Raw genomic sequence first — 16,822 nt, 5'->3', positions numbered from 1 at the left:
GCACTCGTCTCAGTTCCTTCACACTCATGATGACCCTGTCCTCTCCGACCATCCAGCCCTCCGTCTGAAAGCCGGCAGTCTAGCAACGAAGAGGACATTTCTACTGTGGTGAAAGCGGACATTATCATTGTGGTATTACACGATGGGGTGAGGAGACACGGTTAGCGGTGCGCGATCACGACGACGGTCACATTGTCTTCGCCGTCTTCGCCGCCGCGCGCGAGCGCAGTCTCGATCAAACGATCGCAGATACGAACCGGGTCGCTCTGTGCATTTCCCATGATGTTGGCAATGTCGGCATCTTCCAACATTTTCGTAAGCCCGTCGGAGCAGAGCAGCAAGATGTCGGATGGGTGGAGCGAGTAGGCCGTGAGGTTCGGCTTGGCAGAACGGGAAATTCCGATCGCTCGTGTGAGTACATGCCGTTCAGGATGGGTCTTGGCCATTGCCGGAGTCAGGATTCCGCGGGCGAGATAGGTTTCGATCAACGTGTGGTCCCGGGTCGATTGTGTGAGACGGCCGTCTCGAAAGAGATAGCTTCGACTGTCGCCCACGTGAGCCAGGTGCGCGGTCGGCGTGGCGCCGACGGTAATCAGGAGTGTGACCAGCGTCGTCCCCATCTGGGCCAGCCGAGGCTCCAGCCGGCCCCGTTCGAGGACGGCGTCGTGCGCCTGCGTCATCACATCCCGCAGAAAATCCTGTGGCGCGCAGTGACCGTTGCGGAGCGGATCTGCGAAGAGTTCTGCCTGCGCGGCGGCGGTGGCGATCGCGGATTGGGCGGCGACGTCTCCGCCGGCATGGCCGCCCATCCCGTCGGCCACGGCCCAGAATCCGAGATGGTCCATGGTGACAAAGGCGTCTTGATTCATCGCGCGGACGAGACCGATGTCGCTCCGTCCGATTCCCACCCAGGTACTCATGTGTGACAGTCCTGTCTTTCCCCGTATGAAGGCGTCGCGGCTCCCACTGATGCCGGGCCGAAGCGAATGAGAATGTCCTCGAACACGTGCTTCGCCAGCGGCGCGAGGTTGGCGGTATCGGCTTCGTTGTAGGCTAGCAGCAGGGCCCGCGCAGCGGCATCGCCCGAGCGCCATTGCATCCAGAGCCGCACGGCATCCCATCCATCCAGACCTTGGACGGACGTGTCCCGTTCGATCCCAAGCTCCCGTTCGATTTGTTTGAGTCCGCCGCGCAGTCCCAATCTCCGTGCGGCGAAGCAGAGATCGAAATGCGGCATGGAGAATCTGAGGTCGGGGAATTTAGCGCGCAGGTACGGCACGTCGAAGCTCGTTCCGAAAAACGTGACGAGGAGCGTGCAGGCATCCAGCTCTGCCTGGAGCCGTTCCGCGGTCAGGGTCTCTCCACGGACCAGGCAGACGGTTTCGCCTCGCCGGTGCAATCCGACGACGGTTACCTCCCCGTCATGCGGGGAGGTTCCGGTGGTTTCGATGTCCAGATACAGCGTGCGGGGTTCGCACAGTTCGAAGAACCGCCAATGGTCACGGCCGGGCAATCGTGTCGTGAAATAGTCGAGGTGCCCGGAGTCGAATGCAGATTGAGCCTGGACGAGCTCCTGGTCGTACCACTGCTTACGTTGAGCCGAGATTCCGGGAATCCGCGGCTGGCTCAAGAAATCGTTCCACGTGAGCAGGCCTTCTTGCCAGAGGCGCCGTTCTGTCGCGGGACCGATGCCCGGGAGGATCACAAAGGTTGAGGGTAACATGCGGCGGTATTCTAGCAGGAGCGCGAAAGCCTGGGCTACTCCGCTGCATTCACAGGTCCGATGCCCGCGAGAATCACAAAAGTTGAGGGTAACATTCGGTTCATTTTAGCAGGAGGACGAAAGTCCGGGCTCCTCCGCTGCCTTGATTTCACCCGGGAGACCGGTTAGAGTTCGACGTCATATTTGCAGGCCGCAATCAACCCGATTATCCATACCCACACACCGACAAATTTTATGATGACTGATCCAGCCAAGCGCATTCGCATCACCGTGGGCGGGGTGCAACTTGAAGCCGAACTGAAGGGGTCGAAGACCGCCGGGGAGGTGTACGCCGCCTTGCCGGTCGATGCGCCGATCAACACCTGGGGCGAAGAGTTTTACTTCAAGCTGGCCGGGGTCAAGGATTATCGGGAGACCGCGACCAACCAAGTGAAAGTCGGCGATGTCGCCTACTGGGGTGCGGGGCAGGTCCTGGCGATTTTCTTCGGCCGGACGCCGATGAGCATGGGGCCGGATCCGGTGCCGGCGGATCGTGTGAACGTGATCGGGAAAATCGTGGGCGATGCGACGCAGTTCCGCCGGGTCATGGAGGCGACCACCATTCGCGTCGAGCGAGTCTAGTCTATGCGCATCTCAAAGGATCGGGTTCACCATATGGCTGAGTCGGTGGTCGCGCACCTCCAGCAGGACGGACAGCTCGACGTCACGGGCGATCGCAAGGCATTCGTCGAATCGTTGGAGCAGGTCATTACGGCGGAGTTGGGGATCGAGGATGCGCTGAATGCGGAGGTCCGGCAGATGCTGAAGGCCTATGAAAAGCAGATTGAACAGGGACAGGTCGATTATCAGCGCATGTTCACCATGATCAAAACGAAGCTGGTGCGCGAGCGGGGCATTATCCTGTGAGAAGTGATCAGTGAGGAGTGATCGGTGATGAGATGGGGTAGTTGGAAGTCGTGCGGCGCTCATCACTCGTCACGCATCACCCTTCACGTGAGGACCGGACATGTTGAGTGAAGAAAAAGTCAGCCATCTGTCCCACGTCATTCTTCAGGCGGTGAAGAAAAGCCCGCTGATCAGCCAGAAGGGCGATGATGCCCGCATGCTGAAAGACATCAAGCGGGTGCTGGCGGTCGAGCTGGCGCAGGAAGAGGGGGTCGACCGGAAAGTGCGCGCGAAACTGGCCTCCTATTCTCGCGGCATCGTCGAGGGGAGTTCCGAGTGGGACGTGCTCTACCGGAAGACATTCGAGGAAGAAATGCGCAAGCATGGAAAGGGCTAGCGGCATGTGGAGAGACACCATGAAGCTTCTGACGACCGTGTGTGTGATATTCGCGTTGGCGGGGATGGGGGCCTGCTCATCGAAGCCGAAGCCGCGCGTGCTCACGCCGCTGGCGCTCGTGGATGGCGGTGTGAAGCCGCAAGCGATTACCGCCACGGAGCAAGGCACCCAGGCCTACCAGGCGAAACAGTTTGAGGACGCCAAGAGATATTTCGAGCAGGCCGTGACCGTCGCGCCGCAGTCCGGCCAAGCCCACTACAACTTTGCGTTGGCGCTCAACGCCCTCGGCGATACCGAAGCCGCCCGGCAGCACTTTCTTGAGGCGGCCAATCTGGCGCCCGGTGACAAGACCATCTGGGACTCCCCGGCATTGTCGCCCTATGGAAATCCTGCCGCCCCGAAAATTTCAAAAGAACATCCGTACGGAACCTCGCGGCCCGGAATCGGCAGCGGACCGCGGTAGTCCATACTGAAAAGGATCATGCCCATGGCCAAGGAACTCGCAGTCGGGATGAAGGCGCCGGAATTCTCCTTGCCGGATCAGGATGGGACGCCGGTCACGTTGAAAAGCCTGAAGGACAAGCAGGTCGTCCTGTATTTTTATCCGAAGGACGACACCTCGGGGTGCACCAAAGAGTCCTGCGGGTTTCGCGATGCGATGGCATCGATCAAGAAGGCGGGCGCGGTCGTGCTCGGCGTGAGTTTCGACGGGCAGGCGTCGCACCAGAAATTCATCGCGAAGTATGCGCTGCCGTTCACGCTGCTAAGCGACACGGAGAAGGCGGTCGCGACGGCGTATGACGTCTACAAAGAAAAGAGCATGTACGGCAGGAAATATATGGGCATCGAGCGGAGCACGTTCGTCATCGATGCCGTGGGCAAGCTGAAGGCCATCTTTCGGAAGGTCAAAGTCGATGGGCATGTCGACGAGGTCTTGGCCGCTCTGCGCGCATAACGCCTGTGCGTGAGGTCAAGCGTCATAGGTTCCGCACCGCCTGTCTGTTCTCCCTCGCCATCGTTCTCGGTCCTCTTGGTTCTGCCGGTGCGGCAGGAACCGCTCCGGCGACGCTCCTGGTGGCCGACAGTTTGTCGTCACCCAATCAGACGGTGATGGTCGAGGCGCGGCTGGTGTCGCGGGGGCCGGCAGCTCCTGCAGGACTGGGAGGCGAGCCGCTCGAATTGCTCGTCTATGGCAAAGTGGTGGCGACTGCGGTGACCGGCGAAGACGGAACGGCGCGGCTGCCGTTCATGCCGAAGGCGCAGGGCATCATTCCGGTGCAGGTGCGAGTCGGCGAGAGCGGACGCGTGGCGCCGACCGAAGGCCTGGGGCATCTCGCGATCTGGGAGCGGCGGAATCCGATCGTGGCCGTGGAGCTGGTTGCGCTCATGGACGCGCCGCAGGCGAAGCATGCCGCATCGGATCCGCGCAGCAAGCCTGAGCCGGAAGGGGCGCCGCTCCCTGACGCCGCCGATGAGCTCGGAAAACTCACTCAGTTCTACTATCGCGTGATGTATGTCGTGCCGTCGGCCTCCTTCGGCGGCGATCGTTTTCAGGCCAGCGAGTCCTCGCGGGAATGGTTGAAGCTGCACAAGTTCCCTGCCGGCTATGTCCTGGTTGTGCCGGGGGGCGAGCAGGCCTTCGGGACAGCGATCGATGCCTTGCACGCGGACGGATGGAAAACCGTCAAGACCGGCATCGGTCGGACCAAAGCCTTCGCCGAGGCCTTTCTCCAACGACGGTTGGCGGCCGTGATGGTGCCGGAGCCGGCCAAAGGGGAAGCCCCGCGCAAAGCCAAAGTGGCGAAGGAATGGAAAGAGATTCGGAAGAAGTTATAGGAGGTACTGGGTTGCCCTCCAACCAGGTAGCACGCGCATGATGAAATAGTGTTTGTTTGAATAGCGCAGTGAAGGAGCCCATCGGCGGTCCTCTTTTTGGAATTTCCTCGCTCTGAGTGGAGGAAGCTAGTGAAAAACAAACGAGGCCTTTGATATAAAGGGGCTAGCAGATTTTCGGCGAGAAATCCCAAGGTGAGTTATGTGGGCCAAAAATCAGAACTCCGCATCTTATGCGGATCAGTCTAATTTTCGTTAGCCAGAAGAAATGAACGACACCTGCTTTGCATGCAGTAGCAGCGCCACAACGCGTGAACATGTACCTCCAGCGTGTTTGTTTCCAGAAATCAAAGACACCGACTGCAATCAGGACTTCCGCCGAAACCTCATCACCGTGCCAGCGTGCGCCGACCATAATCTTCGCAAGTCCAGTGACGACGAGTATTTTTTGTGGGTCCTGAGCACAAACCTGCTAGCAAATTCTGTAGCGAGCCAGCAGGTATCGACGAAGCTCAGGCGTGCTAATGAGCGGCGGCCAGCGCTTGGCCAGGCGGTTCTCAGCAACACCAAAGACGTCACAGTCGTCGATAGCCATTCCAGAACAAAGCACGACGTAGTCGAAGTCCCGCTAGACGGCGCTCGCTTCCAAAGGGTGCTTGATCTTATCGCGATCGGGCTCTATCGACATCACTTTCGCGAGCGGTGGCCAGGCAGTATCCGAGTGCATCCCGATTTCATCGGGTACGGCGATTCCGGCCAGATTCTGGACGTCGATACGCACCGACTCGTCCTATTCGATGCCGCAGAGAAACTTTTTGCCATGGAGTCGAAGTGCGGCGAGAATCCAGATGTGTTCTGGTATAAAGTTCATCAGCCAAATGACAGGTATCGATGCCTGATGCGGCTTGTTTTTTACGATGGGTGCACGGCGACAGCTTTTTTTGTCAATGGCTCTGGCTAACACGCGCTTACAGGTGAACCGTGCTGCTCGCGGCCGCTGAAGCGCAACATCGGGCGATGTTCCCCAATTATGGATTTTACTAAGATCACTCGCGCAGATGAATTCCTGAAGTCGGGGCATCCCCATTTGGGGAGGATTCAAAAGCTCGGATTCGTGAAAATTGTCCAGAATCTTATGGGAAGCACCAGCAGAAAAGTTGTGGCGATTGACGACTTCAGCGCTGGCCAACGTCAAACAGTCGCACTTCATGTTGATCCTGAATGCTTTATGGTGACTATTACCAAGTCCTTTGTGCTTATCTCTCTGAAAGACGGGGCCGCCAGAACTCCGATAATTCAGAAGCACTGGGAACTGACCGCTCAAACAAAAGGTGAGGGACTTACCCAATTCTTTGGCTGTACTGATAGTTATCTGGACTCGGATGGCCTAAAGTGGGGACACCGCTTTAGGCGCGAAACGGACGAGGATGAACTCGTTGGATTTGGAAGCAAGGGGGAAGAGATATTGGTTGTTACGCTAGAGACATTGCGCTGAACGCTGGACATCTAAATATACTTCTGAGGCGAAATACACGGGGACATTCTGAATTTCCGCGGGCGACCATGTGAGATGTTTGAGAATAAACGCGTATAGGTCCTTTCCCTAAATAGGCGCTTCTGCAAGCCCCCAGGAAAGTTCCTCCACGCTCCCATGAGGTAGCGGCTGGGCGGTAGATTTCATAGAGCATCGCTGGTACAGTTTCGGGTGACGCTTATGGAGGTGGTTATGCCCCAATCAGCAAAAGCCATTTTGCATCAGGCCCTTGAACTTCCGTCTAATGACCGCGCGGCGTTAGTGGAAGGCCTGATTGCCAGTCTTGACCAGCCCAATCCCGCGCTTGATGCGATGTGGCTCAAGGAAGCTGAGAGTCGCTTGGCTGCGTACCATGCCGGCGAGCTTGGGGCGATTGATGCGGAGCGGGTCTTCGCGGATCTTGGTAGAAAAATTTGAAGATCAGATTCCTGCCTCCCGCGCATCACGAGCTAGTTGAGGCGGTCCTGTACTACAACGCGCAACGCATTCAGCTGGGGAATGAGTTTCGTGATGAGGCCTGGGAGACCATCCGGCGTATCAACGATTTCCCGATGGCATGGCACTCGCTGGGTGGCGTGATTCGCCGTTGTCAGATGCAGCGGTTTCCCTATGGCTTGATCTATGAGCCGACAAGCGTCGAGATCATCATTATCGCGGTCGCACACCTGCATCAGGAACCCAGGGATTGGCGCGTGCGGCTGAAGTCAAACCAGCCAGGCAAGCCGAATCTGCGCTAAGCGCGGCGTGCACAGGCTAGTGCAGCCCTCATATCTTCCATTCACCGCTTCTCTCCTTTACTATACGCGTCAGATTTCTATCTTTTTGAGGCTTCTCTGAATGCGTGCGAAGACCAGTTTTTCCTGCCAGTCCTGCGGGCATCAGTCGCCGCGGTGGATCGGGCGCTGTCCCGATTGCGGCGGCTGGAATACGATGAAAGAAGAGCGGCAGGCGCCGACCGGCAAGGGGCGCCCGGTGGCCATGAAGATGGCGCAGGCCAAAGCGACGCCGATCGCCGAGATCGAAGTGGTGGGGGAAGACCGCCGGCTCACGCAGATCAGCGAGTTCGACCGCGTCCTGGGCGGCGGCGTGATTCCCGGCGCGGTCATTCTGATCGGCGGCGATCCCGGCATCGGCAAGACCACGCTGTTGCTGCAGGCCTTACCGCGGTTGGCCTCGAAGGAAGCGCCGGTTCTCTATGTGTCCGGTGAGGAGTCACCCCGCCAGATCAAGATGCGCGGGCAGCGGCTGGGCATCGAACATCCGAACCTCTTGATCCTGGCGGAAACCTCGCTGGAGCAGATTCTCAAAGCGGTGCAGGAGATTCAGCCGGCCGCGCTCGTCGTCGATTCTATTCAAACGGTCTTTACGGAGCAGATTACCTCGGCCCCTGGCAGCATCAGCCAGGTGCAGGAAGTCGCCGGACAGCTCATGTCGTTCGCGAAGCGGGCCGGCGTGCCGGTCTTTATCATCGGCCATGTGACGAAAGAAGGAGCGATCGCCGGCCCCCGGCTGCTGGAGCACATCGTCGATACGGTGCTCTATTTCGAAGGCGATAAAGGCCATAGCTATCGGATTCTCCGTGCGGTCAAAAATCGCTTCGGCTCGACCAATGAGATCGGCGTCTTTGAAATGAAGGATGGCGGCCTTGAAGAAGTGGCCAATCCGTCCGAATTGTTTCTGGCCGAGCGCCCGCAGCACAGTACCGGCTCAGTCGTGGTGTCGAGCCTGGAAGGAACCAGGCCGATTCTGGTCGAGCTGCAAGCCTTGGTGTCGTCGACCAGCTATGCCATGCCGAAACGCGTGGCCAACGGCGTGGAGTTGAGCCGGGTTTCCCTGCTGCTGGCGGTGATGGAGAAGCGCTTGGGCATGCATCTCTCCGGGCAGGACGTCTATGTGAACGTCGTCGGCGGCATGCACATCGATGAGCCGGCGATCGATCTCGGGATTGTCGCCGCTGTCACCTCCAGCCTCCGCGAAGTGGCCATTGAGCCGGGTTTATTGGTATTGGGAGAAGTTGGCCTTGGCGGAGAAGTGCGGGCCGTGAGCCAGGCGGAGTTGCGGATACGGGAAGCGGCGAAGATGGGATTCAAACGCTGTTTGTTGCCGGAACGGAACCTGGCCAAGGTCGATCCGATCGATGGGATTGAGTTGATCGGGATCAACGAAGTGGGAGAGGCGCTCGATGTCGTGTTTGCGTAGCACGGTGATGCGTGTCACCGGTCACGTGGTGCTCATCCTGCTGCTCTGCGCCTTGGTCTTTGGTTGTACCACGACGCCGGCGCCGGAAGAGACGGTGGGGCTGAAGCAGGCGACAGCCGAGGAGCTGGCTGCCCTGCTGCGTCAACGCGAAACGGCGATTCGGACCATGAAGGGCCTCTTCAGCGCGAAGGTCCGCGGCGGCTTGATTCCGATTTCCACCCGCGTCGAAGGCGCGGTCTACTATCGCCGTCCGAACAGTATGCGGTTGCGCGGATTTACGCCGATCGGCGGCGAGCTGTTTGAATTTGTCCAGGCCGATGAACTGTACATGCTGCGATTGCCGACGATGGGGCGGGTGTTGAGCGGCCGCCAGTCCGACATGAGCGAGATGGGTAAGTTGGCCCGGCCGTTCGAGCTCAGTGTGTGGGCCATGGGCGGCGTGTTAGGCACCAGCGCCATCGGGAAAGACGAGACGACGAAACTGGTCGAGGAGGGGACACGGTATCGACTGGATGTGTTTGGCCCGCGCTCCGCTGCGGCCCCGCCCGATCGGCCCCTGCTCCGGCGAATGTGGTTTGATCGCCGTACCTTGTTGGTCGTGCAGGAGGAGCGGTTGAACGGCGCCGGTGAAGTGGATGCCTCCATCCAGTATGAGGATTTTCGCTCAATCGGGGAAACGGCGATCCCGGCCAACGGCAATCCCGACTCCCGCCTGTTGCGTCCCTTTAAGATTTCTCTGGAAGACGGGCGGGGGCAGGGCAGCGTGCAGGTCACGTTCCATGAAATCATTTCCAATCAGGAATTGAAGAGCGAAGAGCTCGGGCGTATCTCGCGCCAGCCGTCACCGCCGGAGCCGGCGTCATGAAAGTCCTGGCTGTCGAAACGGCAACCTCGTGGCAGAGCATCGCGCTCCTTGACGATGACAGAGTGCTGGCGCGGGAAGATCAGGAGGCGACCGGTGCGCATGGCACGCTCTTGCTGCCGACGATCACCCGGCTCCTTGCCAAATCCGGACTCACCCTCAAGCACTTGGACGGGCTGGCGTGCTCCATCGGACCGGGCTCATTTACCGGTCTGCGGGTGGGAACGGCGACGTTGCTGGGTTTGCGGGCGGCCACCGATCTCCCGCTGGTCTTGGTCCCGACGTTGGAAGCCATGGCCTGGTCGCTCAGAGGCATATCCGGACCGATCTGCCCCGTGCTCCCCAGCCGCAAAGATGAAATCTATTGGGCGGTGTTTCGTTGGGGCGCCGATGGTCTGGAGCGTCTCATTTCAGAACATGTCGGTTCCCCGCAGGCACTGGCCCAGACGCTTCCTGGTGCCACCACCATGCTCGGGGAGGGGTGGACGATAATGGAGCCGGCTATTCGAGCGGCCCTCGGCCCGGATGTCACACTTATTCCGGCCCCCGGCGACCCGGTAAGGCCCTCGGCCGTCACCGTTGGCCAGGCCGGAATCGAACGGCTACGCCGGGGTGAGATTGCCGGCGATCATGTGGCGCCGTTGTATGTGCAGCGAACCGAAGCAGAAATCCGTTACGAACAGTCCGGCGGTGTCTCGCCGGTGGCTCGCCGGCAGGCTCGTGTCGCGACCAAGACCGCTGCCAGAGCGGCACGCCAGCCCCGCTCGTCGGGAAAATCGCATGGATAACGCGATTCAGATCATGCCAGCCGCGTTGGCCGATCTGCCTGATTTGTTGCGCCTGGAAGAAGCTTGCTTCTCGGCCCCCTGGACGCGCAAAATGTTGGAAGCTGAACTGACCGGCAACCAGTTTGCACACTTTCTGGTGGCGCGGGACGCAGCGAAGACAGCGACAACGGGTGGAGCGATCGTCGGTTCCCTGTGCTTTTGGATCGTGTTTGAAGAAGTGCGCCTGATGAATCTTGCCGTAGCAGAAGAGATGCGTCGTCGTGGAATTGGCGCGGCCCTGGTGGATGTCGCCTTGCACACCGGGCTCACCCAGGCGGCCACCCGTGCCGTACTCGAGGTCCGGGCTTCCAACTCTGCGGCATTGGCACTGTACCGGCGCTTCAGATTTACGCAGGTGTCGATCCGTCCCTCATACTATTCCAATCCAGTCGAAGATGCGGTGCTCATGGAGATGGAGCCGATTGTGATCCCCGCCGGCTCCGGGCGCAGGTCTGCGCCCGTCAACGAGGGAGGCTCAGTTCCCGCTCACTAACCCGACCAGGAGGTGTGGCATGCAGACTGAACAGGGACTCGCGGACCAGCTTCGACAGACCAGCCGTGAGTTCAAATCGCTGGAGGAAACCCATCACCGGCTCGACGGCGAGCTGAACGAATTGCAACGGCGCCATGTGCTGACGCCCCAGGAAGAAGTCGTGAAGAAGCATTTACAAAAAGAAAAGCTCGCCATGAAAGACAAGATGGCGGAGTTGATCCGTCAATATCGCGAACAAGGAACGGTCCAAGCCGCGCGCTAAGGAATGGCCCGGTCGCCGGTCGGTCCGGCGGCCGGGTGCCCACACATCATGGCTCAGTTTATCAACCCGCTTGCCGCTCATATCAGTACCGTCAAGCGGCGATTGATCATTATCGGGGCCACCCTGCTGGTCGCGCTCATCGCCACTTTTTCGTTTTCCGCCGATATGGTCGCCTGGCTGAACCGGCCCTTTCCCAATCAGTTGGTGTTTTACGGCCCGACTGAAGCGCTGTTTGCCTCCATTAAAGTGTCCTTTCTGTCCGCGGTGATCGTCAGCCTTCCGGTGATCTTCTATCAGTTCTGGAAGTTCGTCGAGCCGGCGTTGCTGCAGAAAGAACAGCGCTGGGCGATTCCGCTGTTCCTGCTGGCCGGGGGCTTGTTCATCCTGGGGTTGATCTTTTGTAACCTGGTCATCCTGCCGCTGGTCATCGACTTCTTCGTCAGCTTCGGTATGGATCGGGACATCACGCCGCAATTGAGCGTGGGGACCTATATCGATTTCAACGTGAAGTTCCTGCTGATTTTCGGCTGTGCGTTCGAATTGCCGCTGGCGCTCACCTTGCTGGCGCTTGCCGGTGTCGTCACGGCCAAGCAGTTGGCGCAGTATCGCAAGCACGCGATCATGGCGGCCTTAATCATTTCGGCCATTGTCACCCCGGATGCGACGCTCTTTACCATGCTCTTGATGGCGGTGCCGATGATGGTGTTATATGAAATCGGGATCCTGGGCGCCTGGATGTTCGGGCGCGGCAAAGACGGCAACGGCGGCATCGATCTTCCGTTGGATCCGGATCTGCCGATCGGAACCGCGGGAACGCGGATGCGCTAAGGAAATGGCTCTGATGAAATCTTTCAGCTGCATCCTCTCTGCCGGTTTATTGCTCTGCGGTTTGGCCGCGCTTCCCTCCGGGGCGGAGCCGCCGGCTCCGCCGCTGGACATGCCGTCCCCGCACGGGCAAATCCAGGGCGGTGACGCATTCGGGCCGGACGGCCCGTTCGGGCAGACCATTGCGAGTGTGCAGGCGCTGACACTCTCCGGAAAAGATACGATCTATGCCGGCTCCTTCGGGAACGGCATTTTCCGCAGCAGCGACCGGGGGAGCACCTGGACGGGCGTCGGCGCCGGCGTCAACGATCCCTTCATTCTGACGATGGCGACCGGGCGGGACGGAGCGGTCTATGCCGGGACGTTCCGCGGCGGCGTGTTCCGGTCCAAAGACGAGGGCAAGTCCTGGCAGTCGATCAACGACGGGCTGAAGCGGCTGGAGATTAAGGCTCTGCTGGTCACCAGCGAGGGGCTCTATGCTGGGACGTCTGGCGGAGCCTATCGCTTGAACGCAGCCGGCGATAAATGGACGATCGTGACCACCGGGTTGGACGATGTACTGGTCCATGCGCTGGTGCGGTCGACCGACGGCACGCTCTTCGCGGGCACCTCTGGCAAGGGTATTCTCCGGTTCAAGCAGAACGCCGCCGGATGGGTCCGTATGCAACAGGGTCTCAAAGACCATGAGGGCATGATCGAGAACTTCATCCGGGTTCTGGCCATCGACCGGGAGCAGGGGATCTATGCGGGCACCTTCGACGGCGGTGTGTTTCGCAGCGGAGACGGCGGGTCCAGCTGGAAGGCGATCAGCCGCGCCCTGCCCAACGACTCCATTCGCGGCATCGTGATCATCGACGAAGGCCTGATCGTGGCCACGGGGAACGGCATCTTCAAAACGATCGACAAGGGGCGGCAGTGGACGCCGCTGAATAAAGGGCTGACGAACCTCTCGATTCAAGTGATGACCGGCGGCGGGACGGGGTCGCTGTACGTCGGGACAAGTTCCGGGGTGTTTCGCAGCGACGATGGACAGAGCTGGGTGGCAGTGAACCAGGGATTGGATGCGGGGTTGGCCCCGCCGCCATTTCGTTTTCGATAACCAATGAAAGGATCAGGATATGGCAGACGCAGGCAGTGCGACGAAGGCGACGATCAGCGTGGCGAGCAAGGGGCAGGCGTTGGGCGAGATCGTGTTGAAATTTTTCCCCGACGTGGCGCCGGGCCATGTGAAGAACTTTACGGATCTCGCGAAGAAGGGCTTCTATAACGGGACCACCTTCCACCGCGTCATTCCCGGCTTCATGATTCAGGGCGGCGATCCCAACAGCAAGAACCCAGACCGGTCGATGCACGGCATGGGCGGCCCCGGCCATAAAGTGAAGGCGGAGTTCAACAGCAAGCCGCATAAGCGCGGCATCGTCTCGATGGCCCGCTCGAACGATCCGGACAGCGCCGGCTCGCAATTCTTCATCTGCGTGGCGGACGCCAATTTCCTGGACTGGCAGTACACGGTGTTTGCCGAAGTCGTGACTGGCATGGACGTGGCGGATAAAGTCGTCAACATGAAACGCGACGGGAACGACAATCCCCTCGAACGCGTCGAGATGACCGTTACGATCACCGAGTAATGTGACAGGTAACGGGTGACGGGTGACAAGTGGGGAAGATGAGCGCCTTGCAGAAGTGTTTGTCTAGTCTGTCACGCGTCACGGGTCACGCGTCACTGTTCCTTTTGTTCCTCGTCGGCTGTGCGATTCCGCAGGTGCCGTCACGGACGATTTATGAAGATCCCGTGAACTATGTGCGGCTGGAAGCGGATCGCGGTTATCTCGTGGAGTGGCCGCCGAGCCACAACAACCATCCGGCGGCGCTGGGGCCGGACGTGCTGCGGCCCCTCTTGCAAGGGCTGGTCATTCAGGAGCATCGGATCTGGCTGCAGAAGTGGATTGTGGGAGACGCGCCGTTTCAGGCGGCGTTTCAGGATCAGGAGATTGCGCTCCTGTCGGCGCAACTGGCGGAGGCGCTGGCGCAGGCCAAGCCCAACGAGCGGGTGACCTTCTATCTGAGCGAGCCGCAAGCCTCGACCAAGCGGGTCGTGACGTCGGGCGGGCTGTACATGAAGGGCACGGAACTGCATCTGATTTTGGGAAACTGGCAGATCGTCTACGGCATTCCCACCTATGGGATGATCTACGACCGGCGTTATCCGATGCGGCCGACGGCGGCGAAGGGGTTTGATTTGTTCTTTCAGCCGCACGAAGCGATGCGGCGCACGCAGAGCAGTTGGATCGACGGCGTGCTGGCCAACGGGGCGGACGAAGTGGTCATCGATCTCAGCAAGTTGCCGCCTCCGCCGGCGGTGTCTTCCACGACCTCCGGCAACCAGCCGGAGAACTGATCTGACCGGCAGGCCTTTTCACCAGTCTGCTATCGAATCGTGGGGTCGATTTGCAACTGCGCGCTGCCGCCGGCGGCGTAGGCCAGTGTCACTTCGGCGATTTTGTAATCGTACTGCGCCTCGGCCAGTTTGGTTTGCGCCGTGGTGAGCCCCACCTCCGACTGCGTCACTTCCACGATCGTGCCGAGACCGAGTTTGTACCGTTGCTTGGCGAGACTCAAGGCTTCCTGCGCCGTCTTGACCAATTCCTCCGCCAGCTTGATCTGCTGCGCGAAGGTCACGGTGTCGAGGTAGGCGTTCGTGACCTGTTGCGTGAGGGCTTGTTCGATGTTGCTGCTCTGGGCCTGGGCTGCAGCCTGTTGCGCCGCCGCTTCTTTCACCTGATTCTCGATGAGCCCGCCGGTAAAGAGCGGCATGGAGACCATTCCGCCCGCCGCCCACCAGCCGCCCGTCGCCACATTGCGGTTGGGGTCGAAGGTGTCGTAGTACCCGCCGCTCGCGATGGCGGAGACGGTCGGCAGGTATTGGCTCTTCATGGCCCGTTTCTTCGCCTCGGCCGAGGCGGTCTGTTCCTTGGCCCGTTTCAGCTCAGGGTGGGCCAGGCTGTCCGAGATCAACTCCCCCAGCGCGCGCGGAATTTTCACATCGGTGGTGACGTCTTCCAGCGTGTAATCCTCCGATCCGGCGATGCCCATCGTGCGGTTGAGGTCGGCGAAACTGGACTTCAAATCATTCCGGCTGCGGACGAGCAGCGATTCCGCATTGACCAACTCCACTTTGACCAGGTCCAGATCCAGTTTGGACTTGAGCTGCTGGCGATAGAGCGTCTCGATCTGGCCGGTAATGATCCCGCGTTCCCGCACCGTTTCTTCCGCGATATGGACGAGCTTCTGGCGTTTGAGACTGTTTAAATAGCTGCGTTGAATGGAGACGATCACGAGCGCGCGCCGGGCGTTGACGTCCTGCTCCTGGGCTCGCTCGCCGTATTGGGACGATTCCACCAGGTTTTTCGTAAAGCCGAAATCGTAGATCCGTTGGCTCGCCAGCACGCCGGCCGTGTAGGTGCTCAAGTTGGGTTGGAGCAGGCCGCCGCCGATCAGGAAGCGGGGATTGAGGCGGCCGGCCCCGGCGGCGCCGTCGGCATTGGCAAAGACTTGCGGATAGTAGAGCGACTTGGTTTGATCCGTCCTGGCGCTGGAGGCGGCGAGACCGGCGTTGGCCTCCTGCACGATCGGATGGTTCTGCAAGCCGGTTTCAATCGCCTGCTGCAGACCGAGAAAGCGGCCTTTGGCGGTTGCGTCGGTTGAACCGGTCGGCTGCGCTGTCGCCAGCGAGGGGAGTGCTAGCATCAGGGTGAAGAAGAGTGCGGCCGGTCGAGTGGTCATCATGGTTTGGCTCCTTCGTATGGCGTCGGTGAGGGCGGCTGGCCTGCCGAGCGCCGGTCGAATTTCTGCTGTGAGGGTTTGGCGTCCGGCATTTTGAACGGGGCGGCTTGCACGGGAGAGCCTTCCAGAAGTTTCCGCTTGCCGACCACCACGACATCTTCAGAGCCGTCGAGCCCGTTGGTAATCTCGATCCACGTCCCGTTCGTGATGCCGGTCTGTACCGGAACGGAGTTCGCCTTGCCGTGAGCGATGATAAACACGGATTTGCCCTTCTGGCCGCTGGTCACGGCTTGCGGCGGCAAGGCCAGCGCATCGGGAATCTCGCGCAGATCCAAGGCCAGTTCGGCGTAGGTGCCGGGCCGCAAGACATGGTCGGGATTGGGCAGGTCGAGTTCCACCAGCAAGCTCCTGGTGGAAGGATCGAGCGCGAGTGTGGAGCGGGTGATCGTGCCGGCGAAGGAGCGATCCGGCAGTTCCTTCAAGAGCACCCTCGCCGTCGTCTTGCCGGGAACAATCCAGGAGGATTCGTCCTGCGGCACGTTGGCATAGACCCGCACCGTATCCAGATCCATGACGGTGAAGAGGGGAATCGCATTGGTCGCGGACGATGTCGCGATCTGGATCAACGCGCCGGGATCGGCGAAGCGGGCGGTGACGATGCCGTCGTAGGGCGCGCGCACCTTGGTGTACTCGCGCATGGCGGCCCGCTGCTGCATGAGATTCTTCGCGCCTTCGTAAGTCGCTTCGGCCACATCGACATCCTGCTTCGCGATGACATCCGGCGATTCGTGCAGCACCTTGTCCAAGCGTTCGAAGGTGATCTTCTTGATCTTGTAGTCGGCCACCGCCTGCTGGTACTGCTCTTCCACTTCGGGCGCATCGATGATCGCGACGACCTGGCTCTTCTTCACGTGATCGCCCTTGTCCGGACCGATCCACTTCAGATAACCGGAGACTTTGGCGTAGAGCGTGGTTTGATAGCGCGGGCTGATATTGGCCGGCAGGGTGATCGTGTAGACCAGCGGCTGCCTGACCGGTTTCGTCACCTGCACATCCACCGGCTGGGTATCGGTCACGACCGGGGCGCCGTTCTCGGCGGCGCCGTTGGAGGCAGCCTTCTGCGGCGGTTCATCCCGCTGGCAGCCGGAGAGCGTCGAGAGCAACAGGGCCATGTAGCAGACCGTCCGGTTCAGTATCAT

General features: G+C 60.1%; 23 protein-coding genes. 19 read left to right on the top strand and 4 right to left on the bottom strand.

Annotated features, from left to right (window positions below):
- Positions 1-161: 161 nt before the first annotated feature.
- Complete coding sequence (locus tag Q8N04_02100) at positions 162-920, bottom strand: protein phosphatase 2C domain-containing protein (protein ID MDP3089443.1); 759 nt, start codon at positions 918-920, stop codon at positions 162-164.
- A complete protein-coding gene (locus Q8N04_02095) occupies positions 917-1,723 on the bottom strand; it encodes a ribonuclease H-like domain-containing protein (GenBank protein MDP3089442.1) in 807 nt (268 codons plus the stop codon). The genes Q8N04_02100 and Q8N04_02095 overlap by 4 nt, the downstream gene beginning before the upstream one ends.
- Positions 1,724-1,957: 234 nt before the next feature.
- On the opposite strand from Q8N04_02095, the gene Q8N04_02090 reads away from it, so the two are divergent.
- From Q8N04_02090 to Q8N04_02000, 19 genes are all read left to right on the top strand, one after another.
- Positions 1,958-2,344, top strand: a complete 387-nt coding sequence (locus Q8N04_02090; protein MDP3089441.1) for a cyclophilin-like fold protein — start codon at positions 1,958-1,960, stop codon at positions 2,342-2,344.
- Between the two features lie 3 nt (positions 2,345-2,347).
- Positions 2,348-2,629: a DUF507 family protein gene (locus Q8N04_02085; protein ID MDP3089440.1), complete on the top strand. Its 282-nt coding sequence runs from the start codon at positions 2,348-2,350 to the stop codon at positions 2,627-2,629.
- Positions 2,630-2,729: 100 nt separating this feature from the next.
- A complete protein-coding gene (locus Q8N04_02080) occupies positions 2,730-3,005 on the top strand; it encodes a DUF507 family protein (GenBank protein ID MDP3089439.1) in 276 nt (91 codons plus the stop codon).
- 19 nt (positions 3,006-3,024) lie between these two features.
- Positions 3,025-3,468, top strand: a complete 444-nt coding sequence (locus tag Q8N04_02075; GenBank protein MDP3089438.1) for a tetratricopeptide repeat protein — start codon at positions 3,025-3,027, stop codon at positions 3,466-3,468.
- Positions 3,469-3,492: 24 nt separating this feature from the next.
- Complete coding sequence (gene bcp / locus Q8N04_02070) at positions 3,493-3,960, top strand: thioredoxin-dependent thiol peroxidase (protein MDP3089437.1); 468 nt, start codon at positions 3,493-3,495, stop codon at positions 3,958-3,960.
- A gap of 5 nt (positions 3,961-3,965) precedes the next feature.
- A complete protein-coding gene (locus Q8N04_02065; protein MDP3089436.1) occupies positions 3,966-4,841 on the top strand; it encodes a hypothetical protein in 876 nt (291 codons plus the stop codon).
- 265 nt (positions 4,842-5,106) lie between these two features.
- Positions 5,107-5,799, top strand: a complete 693-nt coding sequence (locus Q8N04_02060; GenBank protein ID MDP3089435.1) for a hypothetical protein — start codon at positions 5,107-5,109, stop codon at positions 5,797-5,799.
- 69 nt (positions 5,800-5,868) lie between these two features.
- Positions 5,869-6,333: a hypothetical protein gene (locus tag Q8N04_02055; GenBank protein MDP3089434.1), complete on the top strand. Its 465-nt coding sequence runs from the start codon at positions 5,869-5,871 to the stop codon at positions 6,331-6,333.
- Positions 6,334-6,564: 231 nt separating this feature from the next.
- Positions 6,565-6,789 (top strand): addiction module protein, encoded by a 225-nt coding sequence (locus Q8N04_02050; protein MDP3089433.1) that lies wholly within the window; start codon positions 6,565-6,567, stop codon positions 6,787-6,789.
- Positions 6,786-7,109, top strand: coding sequence for a hypothetical protein (locus Q8N04_02045; GenBank protein ID MDP3089432.1), 324 nt, complete (start codon positions 6,786-6,788; stop codon positions 7,107-7,109). Before Q8N04_02050 ends, Q8N04_02045 begins: the two co-directional genes overlap by 4 nt.
- A gap of 100 nt (positions 7,110-7,209) precedes the next feature.
- Positions 7,210-8,571, top strand: coding sequence for a DNA repair protein RadA (gene radA, locus Q8N04_02040; protein MDP3089431.1), 1,362 nt, complete (start codon positions 7,210-7,212; stop codon positions 8,569-8,571).
- Positions 8,555-9,436, top strand: coding sequence for a hypothetical protein (locus tag Q8N04_02035; GenBank protein ID MDP3089430.1), 882 nt, complete (start codon positions 8,555-8,557; stop codon positions 9,434-9,436). The genes radA and Q8N04_02035 overlap by 17 nt, the downstream gene beginning before the upstream one ends.
- A complete protein-coding gene (tsaB, locus tag Q8N04_02030; protein ID MDP3089429.1) occupies positions 9,433-10,221 on the top strand; it encodes a tRNA (adenosine(37)-N6)-threonylcarbamoyltransferase complex dimerization subunit type 1 TsaB in 789 nt (262 codons plus the stop codon). The genes Q8N04_02035 and tsaB overlap by 4 nt, the downstream gene beginning before the upstream one ends.
- Positions 10,214-10,753, top strand: a complete 540-nt coding sequence (rimI, locus tag Q8N04_02025) for a ribosomal protein S18-alanine N-acetyltransferase (protein MDP3089428.1) — start codon at positions 10,214-10,216, stop codon at positions 10,751-10,753. The genes tsaB and rimI overlap by 8 nt, the downstream gene beginning before the upstream one ends.
- 19 nt (positions 10,754-10,772) lie before the next feature.
- Positions 10,773-11,015, top strand: a complete 243-nt coding sequence (locus Q8N04_02020; protein MDP3089427.1) for a YdcH family protein — start codon at positions 10,773-10,775, stop codon at positions 11,013-11,015.
- 48 nt (positions 11,016-11,063) lie between these two features.
- Complete coding sequence (gene tatC, locus Q8N04_02015; GenBank protein MDP3089426.1) at positions 11,064-11,843, top strand: twin-arginine translocase subunit TatC; 780 nt, start codon at positions 11,064-11,066, stop codon at positions 11,841-11,843.
- 13 nt (positions 11,844-11,856) lie between these two features.
- Positions 11,857-12,939, top strand: coding sequence for a hypothetical protein (locus tag Q8N04_02010; GenBank protein ID MDP3089425.1), 1,083 nt, complete (start codon positions 11,857-11,859; stop codon positions 12,937-12,939).
- 19 nt (positions 12,940-12,958) lie between these two features.
- On the top strand, positions 12,959-13,468 hold the full coding sequence (locus Q8N04_02005) for a peptidylprolyl isomerase (protein ID MDP3089424.1): 510 nt from the start codon (positions 12,959-12,961) through the stop codon (positions 13,466-13,468).
- A gap of 47 nt (positions 13,469-13,515) precedes the next feature.
- Positions 13,516-14,238 carry a hypothetical protein gene (locus Q8N04_02000; GenBank protein MDP3089423.1) on the top strand — a complete coding sequence of 241 codons (723 nt, stop codon included), beginning with the start codon at positions 13,516-13,518 and terminating at the stop codon, positions 14,236-14,238.
- 29 nt (positions 14,239-14,267) lie between these two features.
- On the opposite strand, the gene Q8N04_01995 is transcribed toward Q8N04_02000, so the two are convergent.
- Together Q8N04_01995 and Q8N04_01990 are read right to left on the bottom strand one after the other, a co-directional pair.
- On the bottom strand, positions 14,268-15,626 hold the full coding sequence (locus tag Q8N04_01995; protein ID MDP3089422.1) for a TolC family protein: 1,359 nt from the start codon (positions 15,624-15,626) through the stop codon (positions 14,268-14,270).
- Positions 15,623-16,822 (bottom strand): efflux RND transporter periplasmic adaptor subunit, encoded by a 1,200-nt coding sequence (locus Q8N04_01990; GenBank protein ID MDP3089421.1) that lies wholly within the window; start codon positions 16,820-16,822, stop codon positions 15,623-15,625. Before Q8N04_01990 ends, Q8N04_01995 begins: the two co-directional genes overlap by 4 nt.

It is taken from the genome of Nitrospira sp. (assembly GCA_030692565.1).
GTDB lineage: Bacteria > Nitrospirota > Nitrospiria > Nitrospirales > Nitrospiraceae > Nitrospira_D.
This window is presented reverse-complemented; position numbering and strand designations above follow the sequence as displayed.

Bases quoted from the DNA above. Each gene is read 5' to 3' on its own strand.
- Q8N04_02100 (MDP3089443.1), bottom strand. From the start codon at position 920: ATGAGTACCTGGGTGGGAATCGGACGGAGCGACATCGGTCTCGTCCGC.
- Q8N04_02095 (MDP3089442.1), bottom strand. From the start codon at position 1,723: ATGTTACCCTCAACCTTTGTGATCCTCCCGGGCATCGGTCCCGCGACA.
- Q8N04_02090 (MDP3089441.1), top strand. From the start codon at position 1,958: ATGATGACTGATCCAGCCAAGCGCATTCGCATCACCGTGGGCGGGGTG.
- Q8N04_02085 (MDP3089440.1), top strand. From the start codon at position 2,348: ATGCGCATCTCAAAGGATCGGGTTCACCATATGGCTGAGTCGGTGGTC.
- Q8N04_02080 (MDP3089439.1), top strand. From the start codon at position 2,730: ATGTTGAGTGAAGAAAAAGTCAGCCATCTGTCCCACGTCATTCTTCAG.
- Q8N04_02075 (MDP3089438.1), top strand. From the start codon at position 3,025: ATGAAGCTTCTGACGACCGTGTGTGTGATATTCGCGTTGGCGGGGATG.
- bcp (MDP3089437.1), top strand. From the start codon at position 3,493: ATGGCCAAGGAACTCGCAGTCGGGATGAAGGCGCCGGAATTCTCCTTG.
- Q8N04_02060 (MDP3089435.1), top strand. From the start codon at position 5,107: ATGAACGACACCTGCTTTGCATGCAGTAGCAGCGCCACAACGCGTGAA.
- Q8N04_02055 (MDP3089434.1), top strand. From the start codon at position 5,869: ATGGATTTTACTAAGATCACTCGCGCAGATGAATTCCTGAAGTCGGGG.
- Q8N04_02050 (MDP3089433.1), top strand. From the start codon at position 6,565: ATGCCCCAATCAGCAAAAGCCATTTTGCATCAGGCCCTTGAACTTCCG.
- radA (MDP3089431.1), top strand. From the start codon at position 7,210: ATGCGTGCGAAGACCAGTTTTTCCTGCCAGTCCTGCGGGCATCAGTCG.
- Q8N04_02035 (MDP3089430.1), top strand. From the start codon at position 8,555: ATGTCGTGTTTGCGTAGCACGGTGATGCGTGTCACCGGTCACGTGGTG.
- tsaB (MDP3089429.1), top strand. From the start codon at position 9,433: ATGAAAGTCCTGGCTGTCGAAACGGCAACCTCGTGGCAGAGCATCGCG.
- rimI (MDP3089428.1), top strand. From the start codon at position 10,214: ATGGATAACGCGATTCAGATCATGCCAGCCGCGTTGGCCGATCTGCCT.
- Q8N04_02020 (MDP3089427.1), top strand. From the start codon at position 10,773: ATGCAGACTGAACAGGGACTCGCGGACCAGCTTCGACAGACCAGCCGT.
- tatC (MDP3089426.1), top strand. From the start codon at position 11,064: ATGGCTCAGTTTATCAACCCGCTTGCCGCTCATATCAGTACCGTCAAG.
- Q8N04_02010 (MDP3089425.1), top strand. From the start codon at position 11,857: ATGAAATCTTTCAGCTGCATCCTCTCTGCCGGTTTATTGCTCTGCGGT.
- Q8N04_02005 (MDP3089424.1), top strand. From the start codon at position 12,959: ATGGCAGACGCAGGCAGTGCGACGAAGGCGACGATCAGCGTGGCGAGC.
- Q8N04_01995 (MDP3089422.1), bottom strand. From the start codon at position 15,626: ATGATGACCACTCGACCGGCCGCACTCTTCTTCACCCTGATGCTAGCA.
- Q8N04_01990 (MDP3089421.1), bottom strand. From the start codon at position 16,822: ATGATACTGAACCGGACGGTCTGCTACATGGCCCTGTTGCTCTCGACG.